Here is a 20,283-nt window from a genome sequence, read left to right as displayed (position 1 = left end):
TACATGATTAATAAAAAACAAAAATAGTATAAATTAAAAATGGCAACACTACAAAACATTAGATCCAAAGGGCCTCTTTTGGTCGGAGCGATCGCTTTAGCACTTTTTGCATTCATCGCAGGTGATGCATTAAAGGTATTTCAACCTAGACAGCCACATGATGTGGGTGAAGTAGATGGTAAAGCTCTTTCTATCTCTGAATATCAGTTATTAGTTGATGAATATACTAATATTCAAAAAGGCTTTTCTGGTAGAAACTCATTAAGTGAAATGGAAACAAACCAAATTAAAGATATGGTTTGGAATACTTATGTAAGTAATCAAGTTATCGCTAATGAAGCAGACAAACTTGGTTTGGTTGTGACTAAAGCAGAACTTAATAATATCCTTGATCAAGGAGTTAACCCTACATTCAGAATTGTACCTATGTTTTTTAATGAACAAACAGGACGTTTTGATAAGGATAAACTATTTATGTTCTTAGCAGAATATGCAAAACTAAGTAAGACGGCTGGTATTGATCCCAACTATATGGGAAGCATGCAACAGTTGCACGCTTTATGGGCTTTTGTTGAAAAATCATTGATTCAAGAAAAACTTGCAGAAAAATACATGGCTTTGGTTGGATCCGCATTCGGTACAAATAAAGTAGAGGTCGAATCAGGAATTGAGGGTAGATTAAATCAGGCTAATCTAACAGCTGCACTTATTCCTTTCACAAGTGTTGATGATTCTAAGGTAGAGGTTACTGATGCAGATCTTCAAAAAGAGTATGATGCTAAAAAAGAAATGTTTAAGCAAGATACAGAGTCACGTCAAGTAAAATATATTGATGTTAAGATTAATCCTAGTGTTGCAGACGTTGAAGCTCTAGAACAAGAAGTATCTGAATATGCTGAGCTATTACGCAATGAAAAAGATAATTATGCTTCAATTATAAATAATACCTCAGGTTCAAACATTCCATATAATGATGTTTATTTGAGTTTGGAATTGTATCCTGAAGATGTTATTGCTCATGTCAAAGAAACATCGGTTGGTGATACTTTTGGACCTTATACTAATGCTCAAGATGCCACAATTAACGTGGTAAAAGTAGTGGATAAAAAGAATTTACCAGACTCTGTTCAGTTTAGAATGTTGCAAATTCAGGGTCTTGAAGCAGATGCGTTAGTTAAAAAGTCTGATAGTATTGTTAATGCTTTAAATAATGGTGCAAGTTTTAAATCTATAGCAGAGGAAGAACAACAGCCATCTGAAGCATTCTGGATTTCAGAAAACACAATCGCAAATCAAGAGCAATTTGTGCTTTACAATACATTATCTACAATGCAACCAAACGAAATTAAATCATTACCTGTTCAGTCTGGTAATATTATTCTGCAGTTGGTTGATCGTAAAGTCTTTAAGGATAAATACAAATTAGCTGTAGTGAAAAGAACTATGGAAATTAGTAGTGAGACAGCTAATAAAGCTTATAATGATTTCAGTCAATTCGTAGCAGAGAACTCTACAGTTCAATCTATGATCGACAATGCTGAAGAAGCTGGTTATAGTGTTTCTACACAAGAGCTAACTACCTCTATGCATACAGTAGGTAATATTTCCTCTACTAAAGAGGCTGTAAGATGGATCTTTGACTCTAAGACTGGTCAGGTTTCAAATATCTATGAATGTGGTGAAGGTGATCATCTTCTTGTAGTAGGCCTAACAGATATTATTCCAGCAGGCTATCGTCCGTTAAGCTATGTAAAGGATGGTCTTAAGAATTTAGTGTTGAATAATAAGAAAGCTGAATATCTTGAAAATCAAATAGCTTCTGTTAATGCTAAATCTATTTCAGATGTAGCTTCTATTGAAAATGCTGTAGTAGATACTATTAAGCATGTCACATTTAACTCTCCAGCATTTATCTCTAAAACGAACTCAAGTGAACCTGTTGTGAGTGGTTATGCTGCTGTAGCTAAGGAAGGTGTATTGAGTGGCCCAATTAAAGGCAACGCCTCAGTAATGGTCTTGAATCTATTGAATCGTGATAAATCTGAAGAAGAAGTAGATGCAACAGTAGAACGTACTAGAATCGAAAGTGAAATGATGTATTTTGCTAACGGACGTACTATTTTACAAGACCTTATTGAAAAGGCTGTGATCGTTGATAATCGTTATTTATATTTCTAAATAATAAAATTAATAGAACTTAAAAGAAAGGGTTAGCGAATAATGCTAGCCCTTTCTTTTGTTATATTGATAGAAGTAGATTCAAAAAATAAGTATTTTATTGCTTACATTTGTAAGAAGGTATTATAATTAATAGTAGATTAGATGAATATGGATAAGAAACCTCTTTTAGGAATGACTTTGTCGGAACTTCAAGTATTAGTGTCTCAAGCAGGATTGCCTAAGTTTACAGCTAAACAAATAGCCTCTTGGTTATATGAAAAAAAGGTGACAAATATTGATGAGATGACTAACCTCTCCAAAAAGAATAGAGATCTTCTTAATCAAGAATACACAGTTGGTGCAGCAAATCCTATTCAAGCTGTAAAATCTGTTGATGGTACTATTAAATATCTTTTTTCGGTAGGAGATAAAAATTCTATTGAATCAGTGTACATTCCTGATGAAGATAGAGCAACTTTATGTGTGTCTTCACAAGTGGGATGTAAAATGAATTGCTTATTTTGTATGACTGGAAAACAAGGGTTTTCAGGTAATCTTTCAGCAAATCAAATTTTGAATCAAATCCAAACAATACCCGAGTCTGATACATTAACCAATATTGTTTTCATGGGAATGGGTGAGCCTATGGATAATCTAGATGAGGTATTAAAAGTGTTAGAAATATTGACATCTGATTATGGCTATAAGTGGAGCCCTAAACGTATTACTGTTTCAACAGTCGGTGTGCGGAAAGGTTTCGAGAGGTTTTTACAAGAAAGTGATTGCCATTTAGCTGTTAGTATTCATACTCCTATAGCTTCGCAGAGAAAGGATTTAATGCCTGCTGAAAAAGGTTTGCCTATTTCTGAAATGGTCAACATCTTACGAGATTATGATTTTTCTAAACAAAGACGTTTGTCTTTTGAATATATAATGTTTAAGGGAGTTAATGATAGTATTAGTCATGCTAAAAAGCTGTTAGAGCTGTTGGATGGGTTAGTGTGTAGGGTGAATTTAATTCGCTTTCATGCTATACCTAATGTAGATTTGAATGGATCTGATATGGAAACCATGACTGTTTTTAGAGATTATTTGACAAAGAATGGGGTTTTTACGACCATTAGAGCTTCGAGAGGTGAAGATATATTTGCAGCTTGTGGTATGTTATCAACTATGGAAAAAAATAAAAACAAATAATTATGAAAACGCGTAAATTTTATTGGACTTTATTGATTATAGCAATAGCAGTCTTTTCAGGTTGTAAGCAGGGTGGTAAAAGAGGGGTGTTGACGCCTACTTCAAGTGCCCTACCTTATGAACTTCTAGTTGTAATAGATAATAGTATAAAAGAGAGTAGTGCTGGGGAAGCCTTGATTAACGTTCTTACAAGTAATGTTCCTGGTTTGCCCCAACCTGAGAGTGCTTTTAAACTAATGTATACAGATCCTCAACATTTCGATGGGATTTTAAAACCAATACGAAATATTGTCATTGTGAATATTGGTAAAACATATACTGAAGCTCGTTTTAATACTGCTACTGATGTTTATTCATTTCCTCAGTCCATATTAACTGTTCAAGCTCCTAGTATTGAGAGCATGAAAGATTACTTAGATCAAAATGGAATGGCGATTGTTGATTATTTCACTAAAGCAGAGATGAATCGTCAGATTCGTATCTTGGAAAAGAATCACAGTGATGTGATTTCTAACAAGGTAAAAGAAATGTTTGACTGTGATGTTTGGGTCTCTGGCGAGTTAGCATCTTCTAAAGTAGGAAAAGATTTCCTTTGGACAGGAACGAATGAGGGAACTTCTGATCGTTATTTTGTTATGTATTCAATACCTTATGAAGACGATAAATCATTCACTAGAGAGTATTTTCTTCATAAAAGAGACTCCGTAATGCAAGAGAATATACCAGGAGCTGAAGAAGGAATGTATATGACTACTGTCCCTGAGTACACTGATGTTAAAGTGATAAATGTACAAAATGAATACACTTTAGAAGCTCGTGGTTTGTGGAAAATTAAAAATGATATGATGGGTGGTCCTTTTATCTCTCATATGAGATTAGACCAACAAAATAAAAAATTGATTTTTGCGGAAATTTTTGTTTATGCTCCAGAAAAAATGAAGCGTAATTTAGTTAGGCAGATGGAAGCGTCTCTTTATACACTTCGTTTATCAGCTGCATTAACTACAGATAATAATGCAGAAACAGATATAGTAAAAGATTAAACGACTAATGAAAAATAGAAAAATAAGAATAGGTATAACACACGGTGATATTAATGGTGTGGGATATGAAGTTATTCTAAAGACTTTTGCTGCTTCGGGTATGTTTGATATGTGTACCCCTATAATTTATGGTTCTCCTAAAGTGGCAGCTTACCATCGCAAAAGTTTAGAAATCTCGACAAACTTTAGTATTATAAATAATGCTGAGGAAGCTGAGGATAATAAGTTAAGTGTCCTTAATTGTGCAGACGATGATATTAGAGTTGAGTTTGCTAAGGAAGATAAAAATGCCGGAAAAGCAGCTTTGCAATCGCTAGAAAGAGCGGTAGATGATTATAAAAAAGGTCTTATTGATGTGGTAGTTACAGCTCCTATAAATAAGCACTCTATCTATTCAGAAGATTTTCATTTTCCTGGTCATACGGAATATCTGGAAGATAGATTAGGAGAGGGTAATGAGTCTTTGATGGTCTTATTAAAAGGTGATTTTAGAATAGCAGTAGCTACTGGTCATATGCCAATAAGAGAAGTTCCTTCAGCATTAACTCAAGAGTTATTAGAAAATAAGATATCTATATTTAATGATTCGTTGATTGAGGATTTTGGTATTGCGCGGCCAAGAATAGCTGTACTCGGATTAAACCCCCATGCAGGAGATAATGGATTGTTGGGTAAAGAAGAAATAGAAGTTATTACTCCAGCAATTCAAGCTATGTCTGAAAATGGGATATTTTGCTATGGACCATTTCCTGCTGATGGATTCTTAGGATCAGGTGTTTATTCTAAATTCGATGGTATTCTAGCCATGTATCATGATCAGGGATTAATACCTTTTAAAGTCTTAGCTATGGATGAAGGGGTAAACTTTACAGCAGGTTTGCCTGTAGTACGAACATCTCCAGCTCATGGAACAGCTTATGATATAGCAGGTAAAGGGATAGCTAGTGAGTCTTCGTTTAGAAATGCAATTTATACAGCAATAGATGTATTTAACTATAGAGAAGAACAAGAAGAATTACAAGAAAATCCTCTTGAAAAATTATATTATAATCGTAAGGATGATAGTGATAAGTTAGATTTGGATAAAGATGATTCTGACCAAGATGATTTCTAAAAAAGGATATTATTTATAATATGACTAATGCTGAAATACAAAAAGTAAAGCTTCGGTTTTCAATTATAGGAAACTGTGATGAATTATTGAGAGCTATTGATATTGCGATTCAAGTGGCTCCTACAGATTTATCCGTGTTAATTACAGGAGAAAGTGGTGTAGGAAAAGAAAGTTTTCCTCAAATAATTCACCAGTATAGTGCTCGTAAACATGGTAAGTATATTGCTGTAAACTGTGGCGCCATACCTGAAGGAACTATTGATTCAGAGCTTTTTGGACACGAAAAAGGAGCTTTTACTGGTGCTATAGGCGAGCGCAAAGGTTATTTTGGCGAAGCGGATAAAGGAACTATCTTTTTGGATGAGGTGGGAGAACTTCCCTTACCTACTCAAGCAAGATTACTTCGTGTTTTAGAAAGTGGTGAGTTCATAAAAGTGGGCTCATCAAAAGTAGAGAAAACGGATGTGAGAATTGTTGCTGCTACAAACGTTAATTTAAGAGAAGCTATAGCCAGCGGTCGTTTTAGAGAAGATTTATATTATAGGTTGAATACAGTTCCTATACAAGTTCCCCCATTAAGAGAAAGAGGCGATGATGCTGCTTTACTATTTAGGAAATTTGCTGCAGATTTTGCGGAAAAATACCACATGCCTGCAATTCAATTGACAGATGAGGCTAAAGAACTCTTAGTATCATATCCTTGGCCTGGTAATGTACGACAATTGAAAAATATTGCAGAGCAAATATCTGTTATTGAAACAAATAGAGAGATTTCTGTAGAGATCTTAAAAAGATATTTACCAGAACAAATTATTCAAAGTAATCTACCTGCTTTATTAGGGAAGAAAACAAGTGGATTTGAAAGTGAAAGAGAAATTTTATATCAAGTGCTTTTTGATATGAGGAAAGATGTTACTGAACTCAAACGATTAGTTCATGATATAATGGCAGATAGGGGAGGTTATTATCCTCAGGCTAGTCCAATAGTTTCCCAATCATCGAATTTACCAACAACAATTAATTTAGATACTGAGCAAGAACCCGTTGAGCAACATATACAAGATACTCATGAATATGTTGAAGAAACATTATCATTAGACGAAGTAGAGAAAGAAATGATAAAAAAAGCTCTTCAAAAACATAATGGAAAGAGAAAAAGTGCTGCAAAAGATTTAAATATCTCAGAACGTACTCTTTACCGAAAAATCAAAGAATATGATTTGGACTAAAAGTAAAACCTTTATATTATCAGGCTTATTTTGTTTTTTATTATCAGCTTGTGCAATATCTTATAAGTTTAATGGTTCTTCTATTAATTACGATAAGGTTAAAACAATCTCCATAGCGGATTTTCCAATTAAGGCAACTTATGTGTATGCTCCTTTGGGTACGCGGTTTAATGAAGAATTAAATGATATATTTATTCGTCAAACTCGTTTGCAATTTGTGAAGAGAGATGCTGATTTAGAAATTGAAGGAGAAATTACTGGGTATAATCAATATAACCAAGCTGTTAAAGCTGATGGATACTCCTCTGAAACAAAGCTAACTATAACTGTTAATGTTCGTTTTGTGAACAATACAAACCATGAAGAGGATTTTGAACAGCAGTTTTCCGCATTTAGAACCTATGATTCCTCCCAAATGCTGACAGCAGTTCAAGATCAATTGATTTCTGAAATGGTTAAAGAAATTACAGATCAAATATTTAATGCAACTGTAGCAAACTGGTAGGCGGATGGATTATAGCACTTTAAAAAAATGGCTGGAATCGCCACATCAATTAAGTGAACAGGATTTTATAGAATTATCGGATGCAATAGTTGATTATCCATACTCACAGCCTTTACGTCTATTTTTCTTAGTTCAGTTAAAAAAGAGAGAATCAGAACAGTTTTCTGAAGAATTAAAGAAAGCTGCTTTGTATATAGCAGATAGAAAACTCCTTTATTTTATTTTAGAAGATAATTCTGAAAAGGAAGTTCTTCCTACAAAGAATGGGATAATAAGAGAAGAACAGAGGACTGTTATAAAGCCTGCGATCATAAAGGAAACAGTAAAAAAAGTTACTAATTCTTCATCTATTCTTAGTAATGAAATGGCTCCTGAAGATCATACTGATCAAACTTTAGATTTAATAGACTCGTTCTTGTCTACTTTGCCACAAGGAGAATTAGAATCTGATGGATTGGAGTTAGCTTCAGATTATACTAGTTATTTATTAGATGAAGAAGAAATTAATTCGGGCCCACCATTGGATGGACAAGACTTAATTGATGAATTTATATGTAGTCATAAAAGTGGAAATCAAAAATCTGGCGATGTACCTGACTTTAAGAAGATTTCTATGGATACTCCTCAAGAAGGAGATGTAGAAATATCTGAGCCAGAATCTGAAGATGAGGGGTTTTTTACTGAGACTTTGGCCAAAATATATGTCAAACAGCAAAGATATGATAAAGCTCTTGAAATTTTAAAAAAGTTAAGCTTGAAATATCCAAATAAAAATGCTTACTTTGCAGACCAAATAAGATTTTTAGAAAAATTGATTATTAACGACAAATCGAAATAACCTTATAAACGATGTACACATTTTTAATAGTATTGATTTTAGTGCTTTCAGTTGCACTTTGTTTAATCGTATTGATTCAAAAATCAAAAGGAGGCGGCCTTGCTTCAGGTTTCTCATCAACTAACCAAATAATGGGAGTACCTAAGATGACTGACTTCATCGAAAAATTAACTTGGGGATTGGCAGCAGGTATTGTAATTTTAAGTATTGCAACTGTATATGTATTGCCTTCAGCTCCAACAAGCCAAGATGGAAATAGATTTCTTGACCAAGCACAAAAACAACAAGTTGAAAATCCTTATAACTTCCAAAATCAGGGCGTTTCAACTACTGTAAATGAAACTCCAATCGAGAATTCATCAGAAGCAACAACTCCTGCTGAATCAGATTCTGCAGAATAAGTTTGATGTGTACTTGTAAAGTAAAAAATTATAACTTAAATTATGGCTGTAATACGAAACGTGTTACAGCCATAATTGTTTTAAGACACTTCTAATTGTATATAAAATGAATAAAATTTCTCACGAAACTATGAGAGAATCATCCGTGCTTAGGTGGTCAGCATTGATTCTCGTTGCATTAACCATGTTCTTTGCTTACATGTTTGTTGATGTATTATCACCATTGCAAACTCTTTTAGAGCAACAGAAGGGATGGACTCCCGAGGTTTACGGAACTTTTGCTAGCTCGGAGTATTTTCTTAATGTTTTTGTTTTCTTCTTATTTTTTGCTGGTATAATACTAGATAAAATGGGTATTCGTTTTACGGGTCTTTTATCTTGTATAATAATGCTTATTGGAGCAGGTATTAAACTTTATGCCATTAGTGATTGGTTTGGAGCGGATAATGCTCTTTATGATTTGCTGAACAGCTTTGCTGTATCTTTTCCACCAGCTGCTAAACTAGCATCTGTAGGGTTTGCTATCTTCGGTTGTGGTATTGAAATGGCTGGTATAACAGTTTCTAAAACGATTGTTAAATGGTTTACTGGTAAGGAAATGGCATTAGCTATGGGGTTGGAAATGGCAATCGCTCGCTTGGGAGTAGCTGTTGTTTTCTGGATATCTCCTTATTTTGCTAATTTAGGAACTCCTGATGTAGTTCGTCCTGTTGCAGTTTGTTGTTTACTATTGTGTATTGGTTTTTTAACCTTCTTTGTTTACACTTTGATGGATAAAAAGTTGGACTCTCAAGATTCTACTCTTTCTAAAGAATTAGATGAAGAGCCTGAAGAAGGTTTTAAAATAAGTGATTTAGGAAAACTACTTACTAATAAAGTATATATCATTACAGCTTTATTATGTGTGCTTTATTATGCAGCTATTTTCCCATTCCAAAAGTTTGCAACTAGTATGTTGGAAAATCGTTTAGGATTATCAACTACAGATGCGTCACAATTATTTTCATGGTTTCCAATTGGGGCTATGCTCTTAACACCTCTTTTAGGTTGGTTCCTAGATAAGAAAGGTAAAGGTGCTACTATGCTTATTTTTGGATCTATATTAGTGTTTGTATGTCATATGACATTTGCTATTTATCCTTTTGTAGAAGGTGATAGTAATAGTTTACTTGTTGCATACTCAGCAATTATTGTGTTGGGGGTATCATTCTCTTTGGTTCCTGCTGCACTATGGCCCTCTATACCTCATTTAGTTGATAAAACTTATCTGGGTTCAGCTTATAGTATTGTCTTTTTAATTCAGAATTTTGGATTGTGGTTATTCCCAATCATTATTGGTGTAGTCTTAGACAAATCTAATCCAGCAGAGGTATTAATAGCTAACAATGGAGTTTATAACTATACCCCTGCAATGCTTGTGTTTGCATCTTGTGGTATCTTTGCATGTATATTAGGCTTATGGCTTAAAGCAGAGGATAAGAAGCACGGTTATGGTCTTGAAGAACCTAATGTAAAGAGCTAATGTTTGCCAAGAGTAATAATAAGATAAATATATTAGATGTGACTCCTATTCGTAGAAGTCACATCTCTACATATATAATGGATGATGGAAGGGTGCGGTTGGGTATTTTGAGATTCAAATCAAAATGGGTGAATAAGTACTTTTTACCCAAGAAAATATCTCCTGAGATTAAAGTTCCGTTAGATGTTCATGGTTCTGAAGTATGGAAATTAATTGATGGAAATCGTACAATTCGTAAGATTATTATTCAGTTGGCCACTCATTTTGAAAATCAGGTTGACTATGAGGAAAGAATAGTAACTTATCTCTATCAATTAAAGAAAGATCAGTTGATAGACTTCATAAGCGCTAGATAAGATTGTTTAGAGCTCACCCACGCCAAAAGGAAGGTGTAAATAGTAATAGTATGGTAAATAATTCTAAACGGCCACACAGCATTAAGAATGAAGATATCCATTTTGCTGTCTGAGGTAATGCGCTCCAAGAAAAATCAGGTCCAAATTTTCCAAATCCAGGTCCCATATTACTAATACTAGAAATAACAACTCCAAAAGATTCTAAAAACTCCACTCCCATAGCCATAAGTGAAAGAGTTGAAAATAATACAATGATAATAAAGATAAAACTAAATGCTAAGACCGTACTTTGGACAGTATTGGGTAATATTTGATTATTTACCTTTACTCTTAGCACTACATTGGGGTGTATGATTCGCTTAAATTCGTTTTTTGTGATCTTGGATAAGATAACAATACGAATGCATTTAAAGCCACCAGAGGTGCTCCCCGCACACGCTCCTATAATCATTGGAATAAATAAGATGCCCCATAAAAATGGATTCCAATTCATATAGTTATCTGTAGCAAAACCTGTTGATGTATGGATTGAGCCTATTTGAAAAATAGCTTTTCTAAAGGCTTCTTCCAATCCGTAATTAGATGTGTAGTATAAACCTACTGTTATAACAAGAGTTAGGACTAAAACTGAGCCTAGATAATATTTCAGTTCTGAGTTTTTAATTACCTTTTGAAATTTCCCAGTAACAAATAGGAGTAGAATAGTGAAATTTACCCCAGATAGAATCATAAAAAAGGAGATAACATATTCAATATAAGGTGAATTATAAAAGGCTATGCTCGTTTGTTTAGTAGAGAATCCTCCAGTTCCTGTTGTACCAAATGCGTGGCAGATACTATCGAAAAAAGTCATTCCTCCTGCACAGAGTAAAAAGGTTTCTATTATAGTCATTCCTGCGTAGATAGACCATATCCACTTAGCCGTAACACTAATTCTTGGATGAACTTTGTCATGTGTTGGGCCAGATGATTCAGCAGCAAAGAGCTGAATACTGCTAACTCCAAATAAGGGCAATACTGCTATAGTGAAGAATATGATTCCCAGTCCTCCAATCCATTGCGTCATACTACGCCAGAAAAGTAGTCCATGAGGAAATTCTTCTATGTTGTCTAGAATAGTGCTGCCAGTACTACTAACTCCTGATATAGTCTCAAAAAAGGCATCTGTAATAGTGGGAATATATCCACTATGATAAAAAGGGATCATACCAAATAAAGAAACGATAATCCATGAGATGCTTACTATAAAGTATCCATCTCTGCGTCCCAAGTATTTTTCTGCTCCTTTACTTAGTAAAGTCAGTATTGCACCACAAGCAGCAGTTAAACCTGTTGTTAAAAGGAAACTATTAAGATCATCTTCTTGATAGAAAAAAGATACGGCTGTACTACATAAAAGCATAGCAGATTCTATGAGTAGTAGAACTCCTATGATTCGTAGGATTAATTTCGTATTGATCATTTTAATTGAAGAATTTTTCTATTTTCTTAATCATTGTATTGAGGCAGAATACTACAACGTGATCACCTGCTTGTATCTGTGTGTCTCCATTCACCAATATGCCTTCTCCTTCACGAATCAGCCCACCTACCGTAAATCCTTTGGGGAAACCTAAATTTTTTACTAGTTTCTTCGTTACTTTAGCATCTGGCTTTACAATAAATTCAGCTACATCAGCATTCGCAAAAGTGAGACACTTTACATTAGAAACGTCAGCTTCGAGCATCATTTGATAAATATGACTAGCTGCAATGAATTTCTTGTTGATTACCGCTCCAATATCCAAGCTTTCAGCCATACTGATATAATCAACATTTTCTACTTCAGCTATAGTTTTTGCTACACCTAAACGTTTTGCTGATAGACAAGCAAGAATATTAGTTTCCGAGTTTCCTGTTAAGGCTATAAATGCTTCTGTATTGTGGATACCTTCTTCAAGAAGTAGATCAACATCTCTTCCATCTCCGTTTAATATCAGTATTTTATTATCTAGTGCTTCAGATAAGCGATTGCATCTCTCTATATTAGTATCTAGAATTTTGATGTTCATATATTCAGGAGCATATTGGGCAGTACGAGCAGCTATTCTACTTCCTCCCATAATCATAACATTACGGACATCTGGATATTCTTCTTTCCCAGTTATTTTTCTAATATAGGGTATGTATTTTTTTGTAGTGGTAAAATACACAATGTCATCTAGTTGTATAGTGTCTTTTCCTCGAGGAATAATAGTTTCTTGTTTTCTTTTTATTGCTACAATGTGAAAAGGTATTTCATTTGCTCCTAGTTCTATTAATGTAGTGTTTACCAATTCGGCATTTTCTCTAATTCTTACACCAAGAAGGATTAAGGCTCCTCCACAGAATTCCCACCATTGGCGAACCCAGCTCATCTTCATTGAAGATACAATTTCTTTAGCGGCAAGCATTTCGGGGTAGATTAGTGAGTCTACTCCTAGTTCTTTAAAAAATGCTTTGTTCTTAGGTAATAAATATTCGTAATTATCTATACGAGCAACTGTTTTAAATGCGCCAAGATTGGAGGCTAACATGCAAGCAGTCATGTTACGACTTTCATCAGGAGTAACTGCTATAAATAGATCTGCTGATTTTACTCCAGCTTCTTCCAAACCCTTGATAGAAGTAGGAGATCCAACAATAGTCATGAGGTCAAAATTTGAATTAAGAGATTCAAGTCTTTCCTCATCTTCATCCAATAGAATAATATCTTGCTTTTCGCTAGACAACAGTTTGGCTAGGTGCGTTCCTACAGCCCCAGCGCCTGCTATAATAATTTTCATTTATTTTATAATACTACTAATTTAGTCAGCTAGTTTGTTTACAATTGTAGCATGGATTGAATCCTCGTCTAATCCGCACACTTTATAAAGTTCATTTACACTACCATGTTCTATAAACTCATCGGGAATACCCATTCGGTATATGGATGGAGTATAACTATTATCTGCCATGAATTCAAGTATAGCAGTACCCATACCACCCTTAATTACTCCATCTTCAATTGTTATAATCTTCTTGAAATTTTGTCCAATCTGATGTAATAAGTCTTGGTCAAGAGGCTTTAAAAAACGTAAGTCATAAAGAGCAATATGATTTCCTTCATTATTTAATTTTTCAATCACGTTTTGTGCACTATTTCCGATTGGTCCTAAACTGATAACAGCTAAATCTGTCCCTTTTATTATCTCTCTACCTGTTCCAATAGTAATTTCTTCTAACTCACATTTCCAATTCGGACAAACACCTCTACCACGCGGATAACGTATAACAAAAGGACCTTTGTCGGGAAGTTGAGCTGTATACATGAGCCTTCTTAACTCTTTCTCATCCATCGGTGAGGAAATTGTTAAATTAGGGATAGGGCGTAGGAATGCTAAATCGAAAGCACCATGATGTGTTGGACCATCTTCTCCCACTAAACCTGCTCTATCTAGACAGAGTACCACTGGCAGTTTTAATATTGCTACATCATGAATAATGTTATCATAAGCACGTTGAATGAAGGATGAGTAAATGTTGCAAAAAGGAAGCAATCCATCTTTTGCCATTCCTCCTGAGAAGGTTACAGCATGTCCTTCTGCTATCCCCACATCAAATGCTCTTTCGGGCATTGATTTCATCATTATATTCATAGAACAACCAGAAGGCATAGCGGGTGTTACTCCAATGATTTTGTTGTTTTTTTCTGCTAGTTCAAGTAGTGTATGACCAAAAACATCTTGAAATTTAGGAGCTAAACCACTTGTGTCAGATACAATTCTTTCTCCAGTTATAGGATTAAACTTTCCTGGAGCATGCCATATTGTAGCATGTTTTTCGGCAGGCTCAAAGCCTTTTCCTTTAATCGTATGGAGGTGTAAAAGTTTAGGACCTTCCATCTCCTTAATGTCTCTAAGTACTCGGGCTATATTTTTTACATCATGACCATCAATTGGTCCAAAGTAGCGAATATTCAAGCCTTCAAATATATTCTGCTGCTGCATGGCTACGGATTTTAAACTATTACCTAGACGTATTAAGGCATTTCTACGATCGTCGTTTAAAATATTCATTTTTCGTAAAACCTTCGCTGCTTGATATCTCACTTGGTTATAAGGTTGAGAAGTAGTCAGGTTTACGAGATATTGCTTCATGCCACCTACACTTTTATCAATGGACATATCATTATCATTAAGAATGATAAGCAAGTTGTTCGGTATAGAAGAAGCATTATTCAAGCCTTCAAAAGCTAATCCACCACTCATAGATCCATCTCCGATTACGGCAACAATATGTCTGTCTAATTCCCCTTTCTGACGTGCAGCTACTGACATTCCTAAGGCAGCAGATATAGAGTTGGATGCATGGCCACAGGTGAAAGTGTCATATTCACTCTCATCAGGAGAAGGGAATGGCTTAATGCCTTTAAATTTTCTGTTGGTATAAAAGATGTCTTTTCTACCGGTCAAAATTTTATGAACATACGCTTGATGCCCGACATCCCATACTAATCGGTCATAAGGAGTATTAAAAATGTAGTGTAGTGCAACTGTTAATTCTACCACTCCTAAACTAGCTGCGAAATGTCCAGGATTACAAGAAAGCTCATCAATGATGTCTTCACGTAATTCAGCACAAAGTTGCTCTAGTTGATCTAAGTTTAATTTACGTAGATCGTATGGAGAAGATATATTATCGAGTAAGCTATATTTTGACTTCTTTTCCATTCTTCAAAATGTTATTGTGCAAAGCTACAAAAGAAAGAGTAAATAGTCTATTTTGTAGTTTGCAAACTCCAAGGTAAACTCAAAAGTAGGTATAAAATGCGAATAATGATAATTCTTTATTCTATTCTATGCTTAATTATGAATTAATAGATTAATAATAAGCCTGTTTATTAAAATAATATTCTAATCAAGAATAAGTAACTATTTTTGTACTATAATACTAGTAAAAAATGAATTTAAGAACTCCAGTTGAAATTAAATCAAAAGAATATCCCAAGATTAATCACAATCATTCTATTCTTAGTCTAGGTTCCTGTTTTTCAGAACATATAGGATATAAATTAGTTCAGGCAAAGCTTGATTGCACTGTGAATCCTTATGGTGTCTTGTATAATCCTTTGTCTATAGAAACAGCAATTAGAGAGATGTGTAGTGAAAAGCTATACTTAGAAGATGATTTGTTTTTATATAATGGGGAGTGGCATAGCTGGATGCATCATGGATCTTTTTCTGCGTTGAGGAAAAAAGATATTCTTGATAATATCAACTCAAGGTTACAGCAGATTCGTGAAAAATTACACAATTTAGACTACTTGTTTATCACGTTTGGCTCAGCTTGGGTATATAAAAGAATAGAAGATGGGGCGGTGGTTTCAAATTGCCATAAAGTTCCTAATAAACAATTTCGTAGAGAGAAACTGAGTGTGCCTGAAATTGTCGAGGTTTATAAAACTCTTATTAAGGATATACAAGAGATATCTCCTCAGTTAAAAATTATTTTTTCAGTAAGTCCGATTCGTCATATTAGCGATGGATTACATCAAAATCAATTGAGTAAAGCTACTTTATTACTCGCGATTGATGCATTGGAGCAATTGTTTCCAGATTCTGTTTTTTATTTTCCTTCTTATGAGATAGTACTTGATGAGTTGAGAGATTATCGTTTTTTTGCTGATGATATGGCTCATCCTTCTTTTTTAGCTGTAGATTATATCTGGGAAAAATTTAGACAAACTTTCTTTTTAAAAGATACAGATAGTTTAATATCTCAATGTGAGCAAATATCAAAAAGTATGGCACATCGCCCCTCTAATCCTAAATCACCAGCTTATGTGTCTTTTTTAGAACATTTAGTAATTAAAATGGAGCAAATATCAAGAAATAATACGAAATTAGAGTTTAGAAAGGAGATTAATCAATGTCATATACAATTGAAGAAATTACGAGAATAATTAAAGCCAAAAGAATTGGTGATAATCAGACTATTATAAACTGGTTGCTCACAGACAGTAGATCTTTAAGCTTCCCCGACGAAACTCTGTTTTTTGCATTGGTAACATCAAGAGGTGATGGTTCAAAATATATTGCAGACTTATATAGCAGAGGGGTCAGAAATTTTGTGATAACAAATTACGAAAATCAAATACTAGCTAAATTTCAATCTAGGGGAATTTTAGCCTATGCAGATGCTAATTTTTTAGAAGTGGAAAACCCTCTGAAAGCTTTACAGAAATTAGCTGCTTACCATCGATCCCAATTTGATTGCCCAGTAGTAGGTATTACAGGTAGTAATGGAAAAACTGTAGTGAAAGAATGGCTTCATCAAATATTAGCTTCTTCGAAAAAGATAGTGAGATCTCCTCGAAGTTACAATTCTCAGATAGGTGTGCCATTGTCTTTGTGGCAGATGCATAGTGATGCAGATGTTGCTATAATAGAAGCAGGAATATCTCAACCCGATGAGATGGGCGCTCTGGAAAGTATGATACGTCCAACAATAGGAGTGCTTACTAACCTAGGTGGAGCGCATCAAGAAAACTTCTTTTCTATGCAAGAAAAATGTATGGAGAAGTTGAAGCTATTTAAACATTGTGATGTTGTCATCTATGAAGCAGATAACGATTTGATATCTAATTGTATGTCTAAATCTATGCTTACGTCTCGTGAGATAGCTTGGAGTAGGTATGATATGGAGCGACCACTTTTTATTAGTGGTATTCAAAAAGATGAGAATGAAACAACAATTTCTTTCCGCTATTTAGGTTTAGATAATTATTATAAAATACCTTTTATAGATGAGGCTTCCATTGAAAACTCTATTCAGTGCTTAGCTATTTGCTTATACTTAATGATACCAGCAGATCAGATTAGAGCGGGGATGGCACAACTTGAGCCTATCGCTATGAGATTGGAAGTAAAAGAAGGCAAAAATAATTGTTTGATTATTAATGATAGCTATAATTCAGATTTATCTTCTTTGGATATAGCTCTTGATTTTCATTATCGTCGTTCATTGCAAAAAGGATTAAAGCGTACTCTTATTCTTTCTGATTTATTGGAAACAGGTCAGAATACTTCTACTCTATATAGAAGAGTGTCACAGCTTATCTCATCAAAGCAAGTGCAGAGGTTAATCGGAGTAGGGAAGAATTTAATGAATGAATTTTCTAAATTTTCTACTATAGAAAAAGATTTTTTCAATAACACTGAAGATTTGATTGAAGCTATTCAACTAGGTAGAATTAAATTTAATCACGAAAGTATATTATTGAAAGGAGCTCGTCGTTTTGGCTTTGAAAAAGTTCTAGAAGAAATAGAACTCAAGAGGCATGAAACTATTCTAGAGGTTGATTTAAATGCTCTGATAGATAATTTAAACTATTATAGAGATCAGTTGCAACCTAAGACAAAGATCATGTGTATGATTAAAGCCGCTGCTTATGGTGCAGGTTCTTATGAAGTCGCAAAAACTCTACAAGATCGTAAAGTAGATTATTTAGGTGTAGCTGTGGCTGATGAGGGTGCTGAACTTAGAAAAGTTGGAATAACTAGCTCTATCATTATAATGAATCCCGAAGTCTCTGCATTCAAGCAAATGTTTCAATACAGTCTTGAGCCCGAAGTGTATAGCTTCCATCTATTAGACTCACTATTGAATGCTGCTGAAAAAGAAGGAATAACAAATTTCCCAATTCATATAAAGATTGATACAGGTATGCATCGACTAGGATTTATGGCAGACGATATGCCTGAATTGGTCAATCGCCTAAAAAATCAAAATGCGTTAATCCCTAAATCAATATTTTCTCATTTAGTAGGGAGCGATTCCGATGTGTTCGATGACTTTACAAAAGATCAAATAAGCTTATTTGACAAAGCTGCGACAGAACTGCAAGCTGCTTTCTCTCATAAGATAATCCGTCATATTTGTAATTCTGCGGGTATTGAGCGCTTTCCTGAAGCCCATTATGATATGGTTCGTTTAGGCATAGGCTTATATGGGGTACATCCCTCCAATAAACCTATTTTAAAGAATGTTAATACTTTAAAAACGACAATACTTCAAATTAAAGATCTTGATAAAATTGAAACTGTAGGATATAGCAGGAAAGGGGTATTAACACGTAATTCACGTATTGCTGCCATTCCAATAGGTTATGCAGATGGACTTAATAGAAAGCTAGGTAATCATAACGGATTTTGCCTTGTTAATGGTCAGAAAGCTTCTTATATCGGTAATATTTGTATGGATGTCAGTATGATTGATGTTACTGATATCCCTTGCAAAGAAGGAGATGAAGTTATCATCTATGGCAATGATCTTCCAGCTGAAGTTTTAGCTGAAAAGTTAGGTACAATACCTTATGAAATTCTGGCAAATATCTCAACAAGAGTGAAGAGAGTCTACTTTCTAGACTGATAATATAGAAGATAAAGTCTTGATTTAAGTAGTTATATTCTATCTTTGCTGAAATTTAGATAACTAACATAAATACATTATTAATATGTTTGAATTTACAACACTAGCGTTTATATCTGGTTCTGAGTGGATTATTATTGCTTTGGTAATTCTTTTATTATTCGGAGGCAAGAAAATTCCTGAATTAATGAAGGGTTTAGGAAAAGGAGTAAAAAGCTTTAAGGACGGTGTGAATGAAGCTAAAGATGAGATCAATAAAGTGAAAGACGATATTGATGAAACCGATTCAAAGAAATAAATTATGGCGGAGATGACCTTTTGGGATCATCTTGAAGAGTTACGTCGAATAATATTTAAAGTCTTAGGAGTTTGGTTGGTTTTGGCTATTGGTTTCTTTATAGCCATGCCTTGGATTTTTGACTATGTTATTTTAGCTCCCTGTAGTAATGATTTTGTGTTTTATGATTTACTACGTTGGATTGGAGAAAAACTAAGTTTAGAAGATGAATTCTTTACACAAGAGTTCTCTGTTAAGTTGATAAATATAAACTTAGTTGCCCCTTTCTTAGTCCACATTTCTACAGCTTTTTGGATGAGTGTAGTAGTATCTGCACCTTATCTTATTTATCAGTTGTGGAAATTTATTAAACCTGCACTTTATGAAAGAGAGTTGAAAGGTGTGAAGAGAGCTATGCTAATGGGAACAATGATGTTCTTTTTGGGTGTTTTGCTAGGTTATTATATGGTTTTTCCTTTAACCTTACGATTTTTATCAACTTATACACTTAGTACAGCGATAGATAATCAACTGACACTAAATTCATACATAGACAATTTTATGATGCTTATACTCTGTATGGGTTTAGCCTTTGAGTTACCCTTGTTAACTTGGCTATTATCCCTTATGGGTGTCGTAAATAAATCATTCCTAAAAAAATATAGACGACATGCAGCTGTTATAATTGTTATTTTAGCTGCAATAATAACTCCGACAGGAGATCCTTTTACTTTAAGTGTAGTAGCAATTCCATTATATCTTCTTTATGAGCTTAGTATTGTAATGGTAAAAGATAGAGAACTAGTAGTAGAAGAAGAGTAAAAGAGTATTATAAACTATCTCTATTAGATAAAAGATATAGCATAAGTCCCGGGTTATCTTAAAAAGATGATTCGGGATTACTTTTTAAAAGTAATTGCCCTTAATTAATGTAATATTTGAAGGTATTAAGTTCTCTTTTAGCTATGGTTTTCTAAGCTATACTTCCTGAAACTCATAAATTGAACTTTTTAAGAGTCGATTTTATGGTAAAGTGTGACACTATCCTTGATACTAATAATAATAGGCATAGTGGAGAATTGTTTATCAAGGTTACTTTTTTATATTTAAGTATAAATGTATTTTAATAATTAGCTACTCGAATAAATCATGAGAAAATCTTCGATATAAAAGGACTCTGGTATATTTGCTGTGACCTTATAACTTCTAAG

17 protein-coding genes are annotated in these 20,283 nt (G+C 34.1%); 14 read left to right on the top strand and 3 right to left on the bottom strand.

The features are described from left to right. Positions 1–39: 39 nt before the first annotated feature. The 10 genes from K8V80_RS00730 to K8V80_RS00685 all read left to right on the top strand — a co-directional run bounded on the left by K8V80_RS00730 (position 40) and on the right by K8V80_RS00685 (position 10,365). The gene (locus K8V80_RS00730) at positions 40–2,178 is read left to right on the top strand and encodes a peptidylprolyl isomerase (RefSeq protein WP_276774672.1); all 2,139 of its coding nucleotides are present in this window, start codon (positions 40–42) and stop codon (positions 2,176–2,178) included. Positions 2,179–2,328: 150 nt separating this feature from the next. Beyond that, positions 2,329–3,357 carry a 23S rRNA (adenine(2503)-C(2))-methyltransferase RlmN gene (rlmN, locus tag K8V80_RS00725; protein WP_276774669.1) on the top strand — a complete coding sequence of 343 codons (1,029 nt, stop codon included), beginning with the start codon at positions 2,329–2,331 and terminating at the stop codon, positions 3,355–3,357. A 2-nt stretch (positions 3,358–3,359) separates the two neighbouring features. Beyond that, entirely contained in the window at positions 3,360–4,400 is a 1,041-nt protein-coding gene (locus tag K8V80_RS00720; protein WP_276774666.1) for a DUF4837 family protein, read from the top strand. Positions 4,401–4,407: 7 nt separating this feature from the next. Continuing rightward, positions 4,408–5,514 (top strand): 4-hydroxythreonine-4-phosphate dehydrogenase PdxA, encoded by a 1,107-nt coding sequence (pdxA, locus tag K8V80_RS00715; RefSeq protein WP_276774663.1) that lies wholly within the window; start codon positions 4,408–4,410, stop codon positions 5,512–5,514. A gap of 20 nt (positions 5,515–5,534) precedes the next feature. After that, the gene (locus K8V80_RS00710) at positions 5,535–6,743 is read left to right on the top strand and encodes a sigma-54 interaction domain-containing protein (RefSeq protein ID WP_006745705.1); all 1,209 of its coding nucleotides are present in this window, start codon (positions 5,535–5,537) and stop codon (positions 6,741–6,743) included. Beyond that, a complete protein-coding gene (gene lptE, locus K8V80_RS00705) occupies positions 6,730–7,248 on the top strand; it encodes an LptE family protein (RefSeq protein ID WP_006745704.1) in 519 nt (172 codons plus the stop codon). Before K8V80_RS00710 ends, lptE begins: the two co-directional genes overlap by 14 nt. Before the next feature lie 4 nt (positions 7,249–7,252). Next, entirely contained in the window at positions 7,253–8,086 is an 834-nt protein-coding gene (locus tag K8V80_RS00700) for a tetratricopeptide repeat protein (protein ID WP_276774658.1), read from the top strand. 11 nt (positions 8,087–8,097) lie between these two features. After that, positions 8,098–8,487 (top strand): preprotein translocase subunit SecG, encoded by a 390-nt coding sequence (secG, locus tag K8V80_RS00695; RefSeq protein ID WP_276774655.1) that lies wholly within the window; start codon positions 8,098–8,100, stop codon positions 8,485–8,487. Positions 8,488–8,593: 106 nt separating this feature from the next. Next, positions 8,594–10,009 (top strand): MFS transporter, encoded by a 1,416-nt coding sequence (locus tag K8V80_RS00690; RefSeq protein WP_423773050.1) that lies wholly within the window; start codon positions 8,594–8,596, stop codon positions 10,007–10,009. Then, positions 10,009–10,365 (top strand): PqqD family peptide modification chaperone, encoded by a 357-nt coding sequence (locus K8V80_RS00685; RefSeq protein ID WP_276774649.1) that lies wholly within the window; start codon positions 10,009–10,011, stop codon positions 10,363–10,365. The genes K8V80_RS00690 and K8V80_RS00685 overlap by 1 nt, the downstream gene beginning before the upstream one ends. A gap of 13 nt (positions 10,366–10,378) precedes the next feature. Here K8V80_RS00685 and K8V80_RS00680 read toward each other — a convergent pair whose 3' ends face one another. The 3 genes from K8V80_RS00680 to dxs are packed head-to-tail and all read right to left on the bottom strand — an operon-like array spanning position 10,379 to position 15,095. Beyond that, on the bottom strand, positions 10,379–11,827 hold the full coding sequence (locus tag K8V80_RS00680) for a TrkH family potassium uptake protein (protein WP_006745699.1): 1,449 nt from the start codon (positions 11,825–11,827) through the stop codon (positions 10,379–10,381). Between the two features lies 1 nt (position 11,828). Continuing rightward, positions 11,829–13,169 (bottom strand): Trk system potassium transporter TrkA, encoded by a 1,341-nt coding sequence (trkA, locus tag K8V80_RS00675; protein ID WP_006745698.1) that lies wholly within the window; start codon positions 13,167–13,169, stop codon positions 11,829–11,831. A gap of 21 nt (positions 13,170–13,190) precedes the next feature. Beyond that, entirely contained in the window at positions 13,191–15,095 is a 1,905-nt protein-coding gene (gene dxs, locus K8V80_RS00670; RefSeq protein WP_276774641.1) for a 1-deoxy-D-xylulose-5-phosphate synthase, read from the bottom strand. A gap of 230 nt (positions 15,096–15,325) precedes the next feature. Here dxs and K8V80_RS00665 point away from each other — a divergent pair, with 230 nt between their 5' ends. From K8V80_RS00665 to tatC, 4 genes are all read left to right on the top strand, one after another. Further along, entirely contained in the window at positions 15,326–16,327 is a 1,002-nt protein-coding gene (locus K8V80_RS00665; protein WP_276774638.1) for a GSCFA domain-containing protein, read from the top strand. Continuing rightward, positions 16,294–18,795, top strand: a complete 2,502-nt coding sequence (locus K8V80_RS00660) for a bifunctional UDP-N-acetylmuramoyl-tripeptide:D-alanyl-D-alanine ligase/alanine racemase (protein WP_276774635.1) — start codon at positions 16,294–16,296, stop codon at positions 18,793–18,795. The genes K8V80_RS00665 and K8V80_RS00660 overlap by 34 nt, the downstream gene beginning before the upstream one ends. Before the next feature lie 85 nt (positions 18,796–18,880). After that, complete coding sequence (locus K8V80_RS00655; RefSeq protein ID WP_006745694.1) at positions 18,881–19,093, top strand: Sec-independent protein translocase subunit TatA/TatB; 213 nt, start codon at positions 18,881–18,883, stop codon at positions 19,091–19,093. Positions 19,094–19,096: 3 nt separating this feature from the next. Further along, positions 19,097–19,894: a twin-arginine translocase subunit TatC gene (tatC, locus tag K8V80_RS00650; RefSeq protein ID WP_276774632.1), complete on the top strand. Its 798-nt coding sequence runs from the start codon at positions 19,097–19,099 to the stop codon at positions 19,892–19,894. Positions 19,895–20,283 lie beyond the last annotated feature (389 nt).

Source organism: Bacteroides coprosuis (assembly GCF_020741705.1).
GTDB lineage: Bacteria > Bacteroidota > Bacteroidia > Bacteroidales > Bacteroidaceae > Bacteroides_E > Bacteroides_E coprosuis.
Note: the sequence above shows the minus strand (reverse complement) of the source record. Positions and strands in the feature narration are given on the sequence as shown.

Excerpts from the sequence above, each read along its gene's own strand:
- K8V80_RS00730 (WP_276774672.1), top strand. The coding sequence starts at position 40 with ATGGCAACACTACAAAACATTAGATCCAAAGGGCCTCTTTTGGTCGGA.
- rlmN (WP_276774669.1), top strand. The coding sequence starts at position 2,329 with ATGGATAAGAAACCTCTTTTAGGAATGACTTTGTCGGAACTTCAAGTA.
- K8V80_RS00720 (WP_276774666.1), top strand. The coding sequence starts at position 3,360 with ATGAAAACGCGTAAATTTTATTGGACTTTATTGATTATAGCAATAGCA.
- pdxA (WP_276774663.1), top strand. The coding sequence starts at position 4,408 with ATGAAAAATAGAAAAATAAGAATAGGTATAACACACGGTGATATTAAT.
- K8V80_RS00710 (WP_006745705.1), top strand. The coding sequence starts at position 5,535 with ATGACTAATGCTGAAATACAAAAAGTAAAGCTTCGGTTTTCAATTATA.
- lptE (WP_006745704.1), top strand. The coding sequence starts at position 6,730 with ATGATTTGGACTAAAAGTAAAACCTTTATATTATCAGGCTTATTTTGT.
- K8V80_RS00700 (WP_276774658.1), top strand. The coding sequence starts at position 7,253 with ATGGATTATAGCACTTTAAAAAAATGGCTGGAATCGCCACATCAATTA.
- secG (WP_276774655.1), top strand. The coding sequence starts at position 8,098 with ATGTACACATTTTTAATAGTATTGATTTTAGTGCTTTCAGTTGCACTT.
- K8V80_RS00690 (WP_423773050.1), top strand. The coding sequence starts at position 8,594 with ATGAATAAAATTTCTCACGAAACTATGAGAGAATCATCCGTGCTTAGG.
- K8V80_RS00685 (WP_276774649.1), top strand. The coding sequence starts at position 10,009 with ATGTTTGCCAAGAGTAATAATAAGATAAATATATTAGATGTGACTCCT.
- K8V80_RS00680 (WP_006745699.1), bottom strand. The coding sequence starts at position 11,827 with ATGATCAATACGAAATTAATCCTACGAATCATAGGAGTTCTACTACTC.
- trkA (WP_006745698.1), bottom strand. The coding sequence starts at position 13,169 with ATGAAAATTATTATAGCAGGCGCTGGGGCTGTAGGAACGCACCTAGCC.
- dxs (WP_276774641.1), bottom strand. The coding sequence starts at position 15,095 with ATGGAAAAGAAGTCAAAATATAGCTTACTCGATAATATATCTTCTCCA.
- K8V80_RS00665 (WP_276774638.1), top strand. The coding sequence starts at position 15,326 with ATGAATTTAAGAACTCCAGTTGAAATTAAATCAAAAGAATATCCCAAG.
- K8V80_RS00660 (WP_276774635.1), top strand. The coding sequence starts at position 16,294 with ATGTCATATACAATTGAAGAAATTACGAGAATAATTAAAGCCAAAAGA.
- K8V80_RS00655 (WP_006745694.1), top strand. The coding sequence starts at position 18,881 with ATGTTTGAATTTACAACACTAGCGTTTATATCTGGTTCTGAGTGGATT.
- tatC (WP_276774632.1), top strand. The coding sequence starts at position 19,097 with ATGGCGGAGATGACCTTTTGGGATCATCTTGAAGAGTTACGTCGAATA.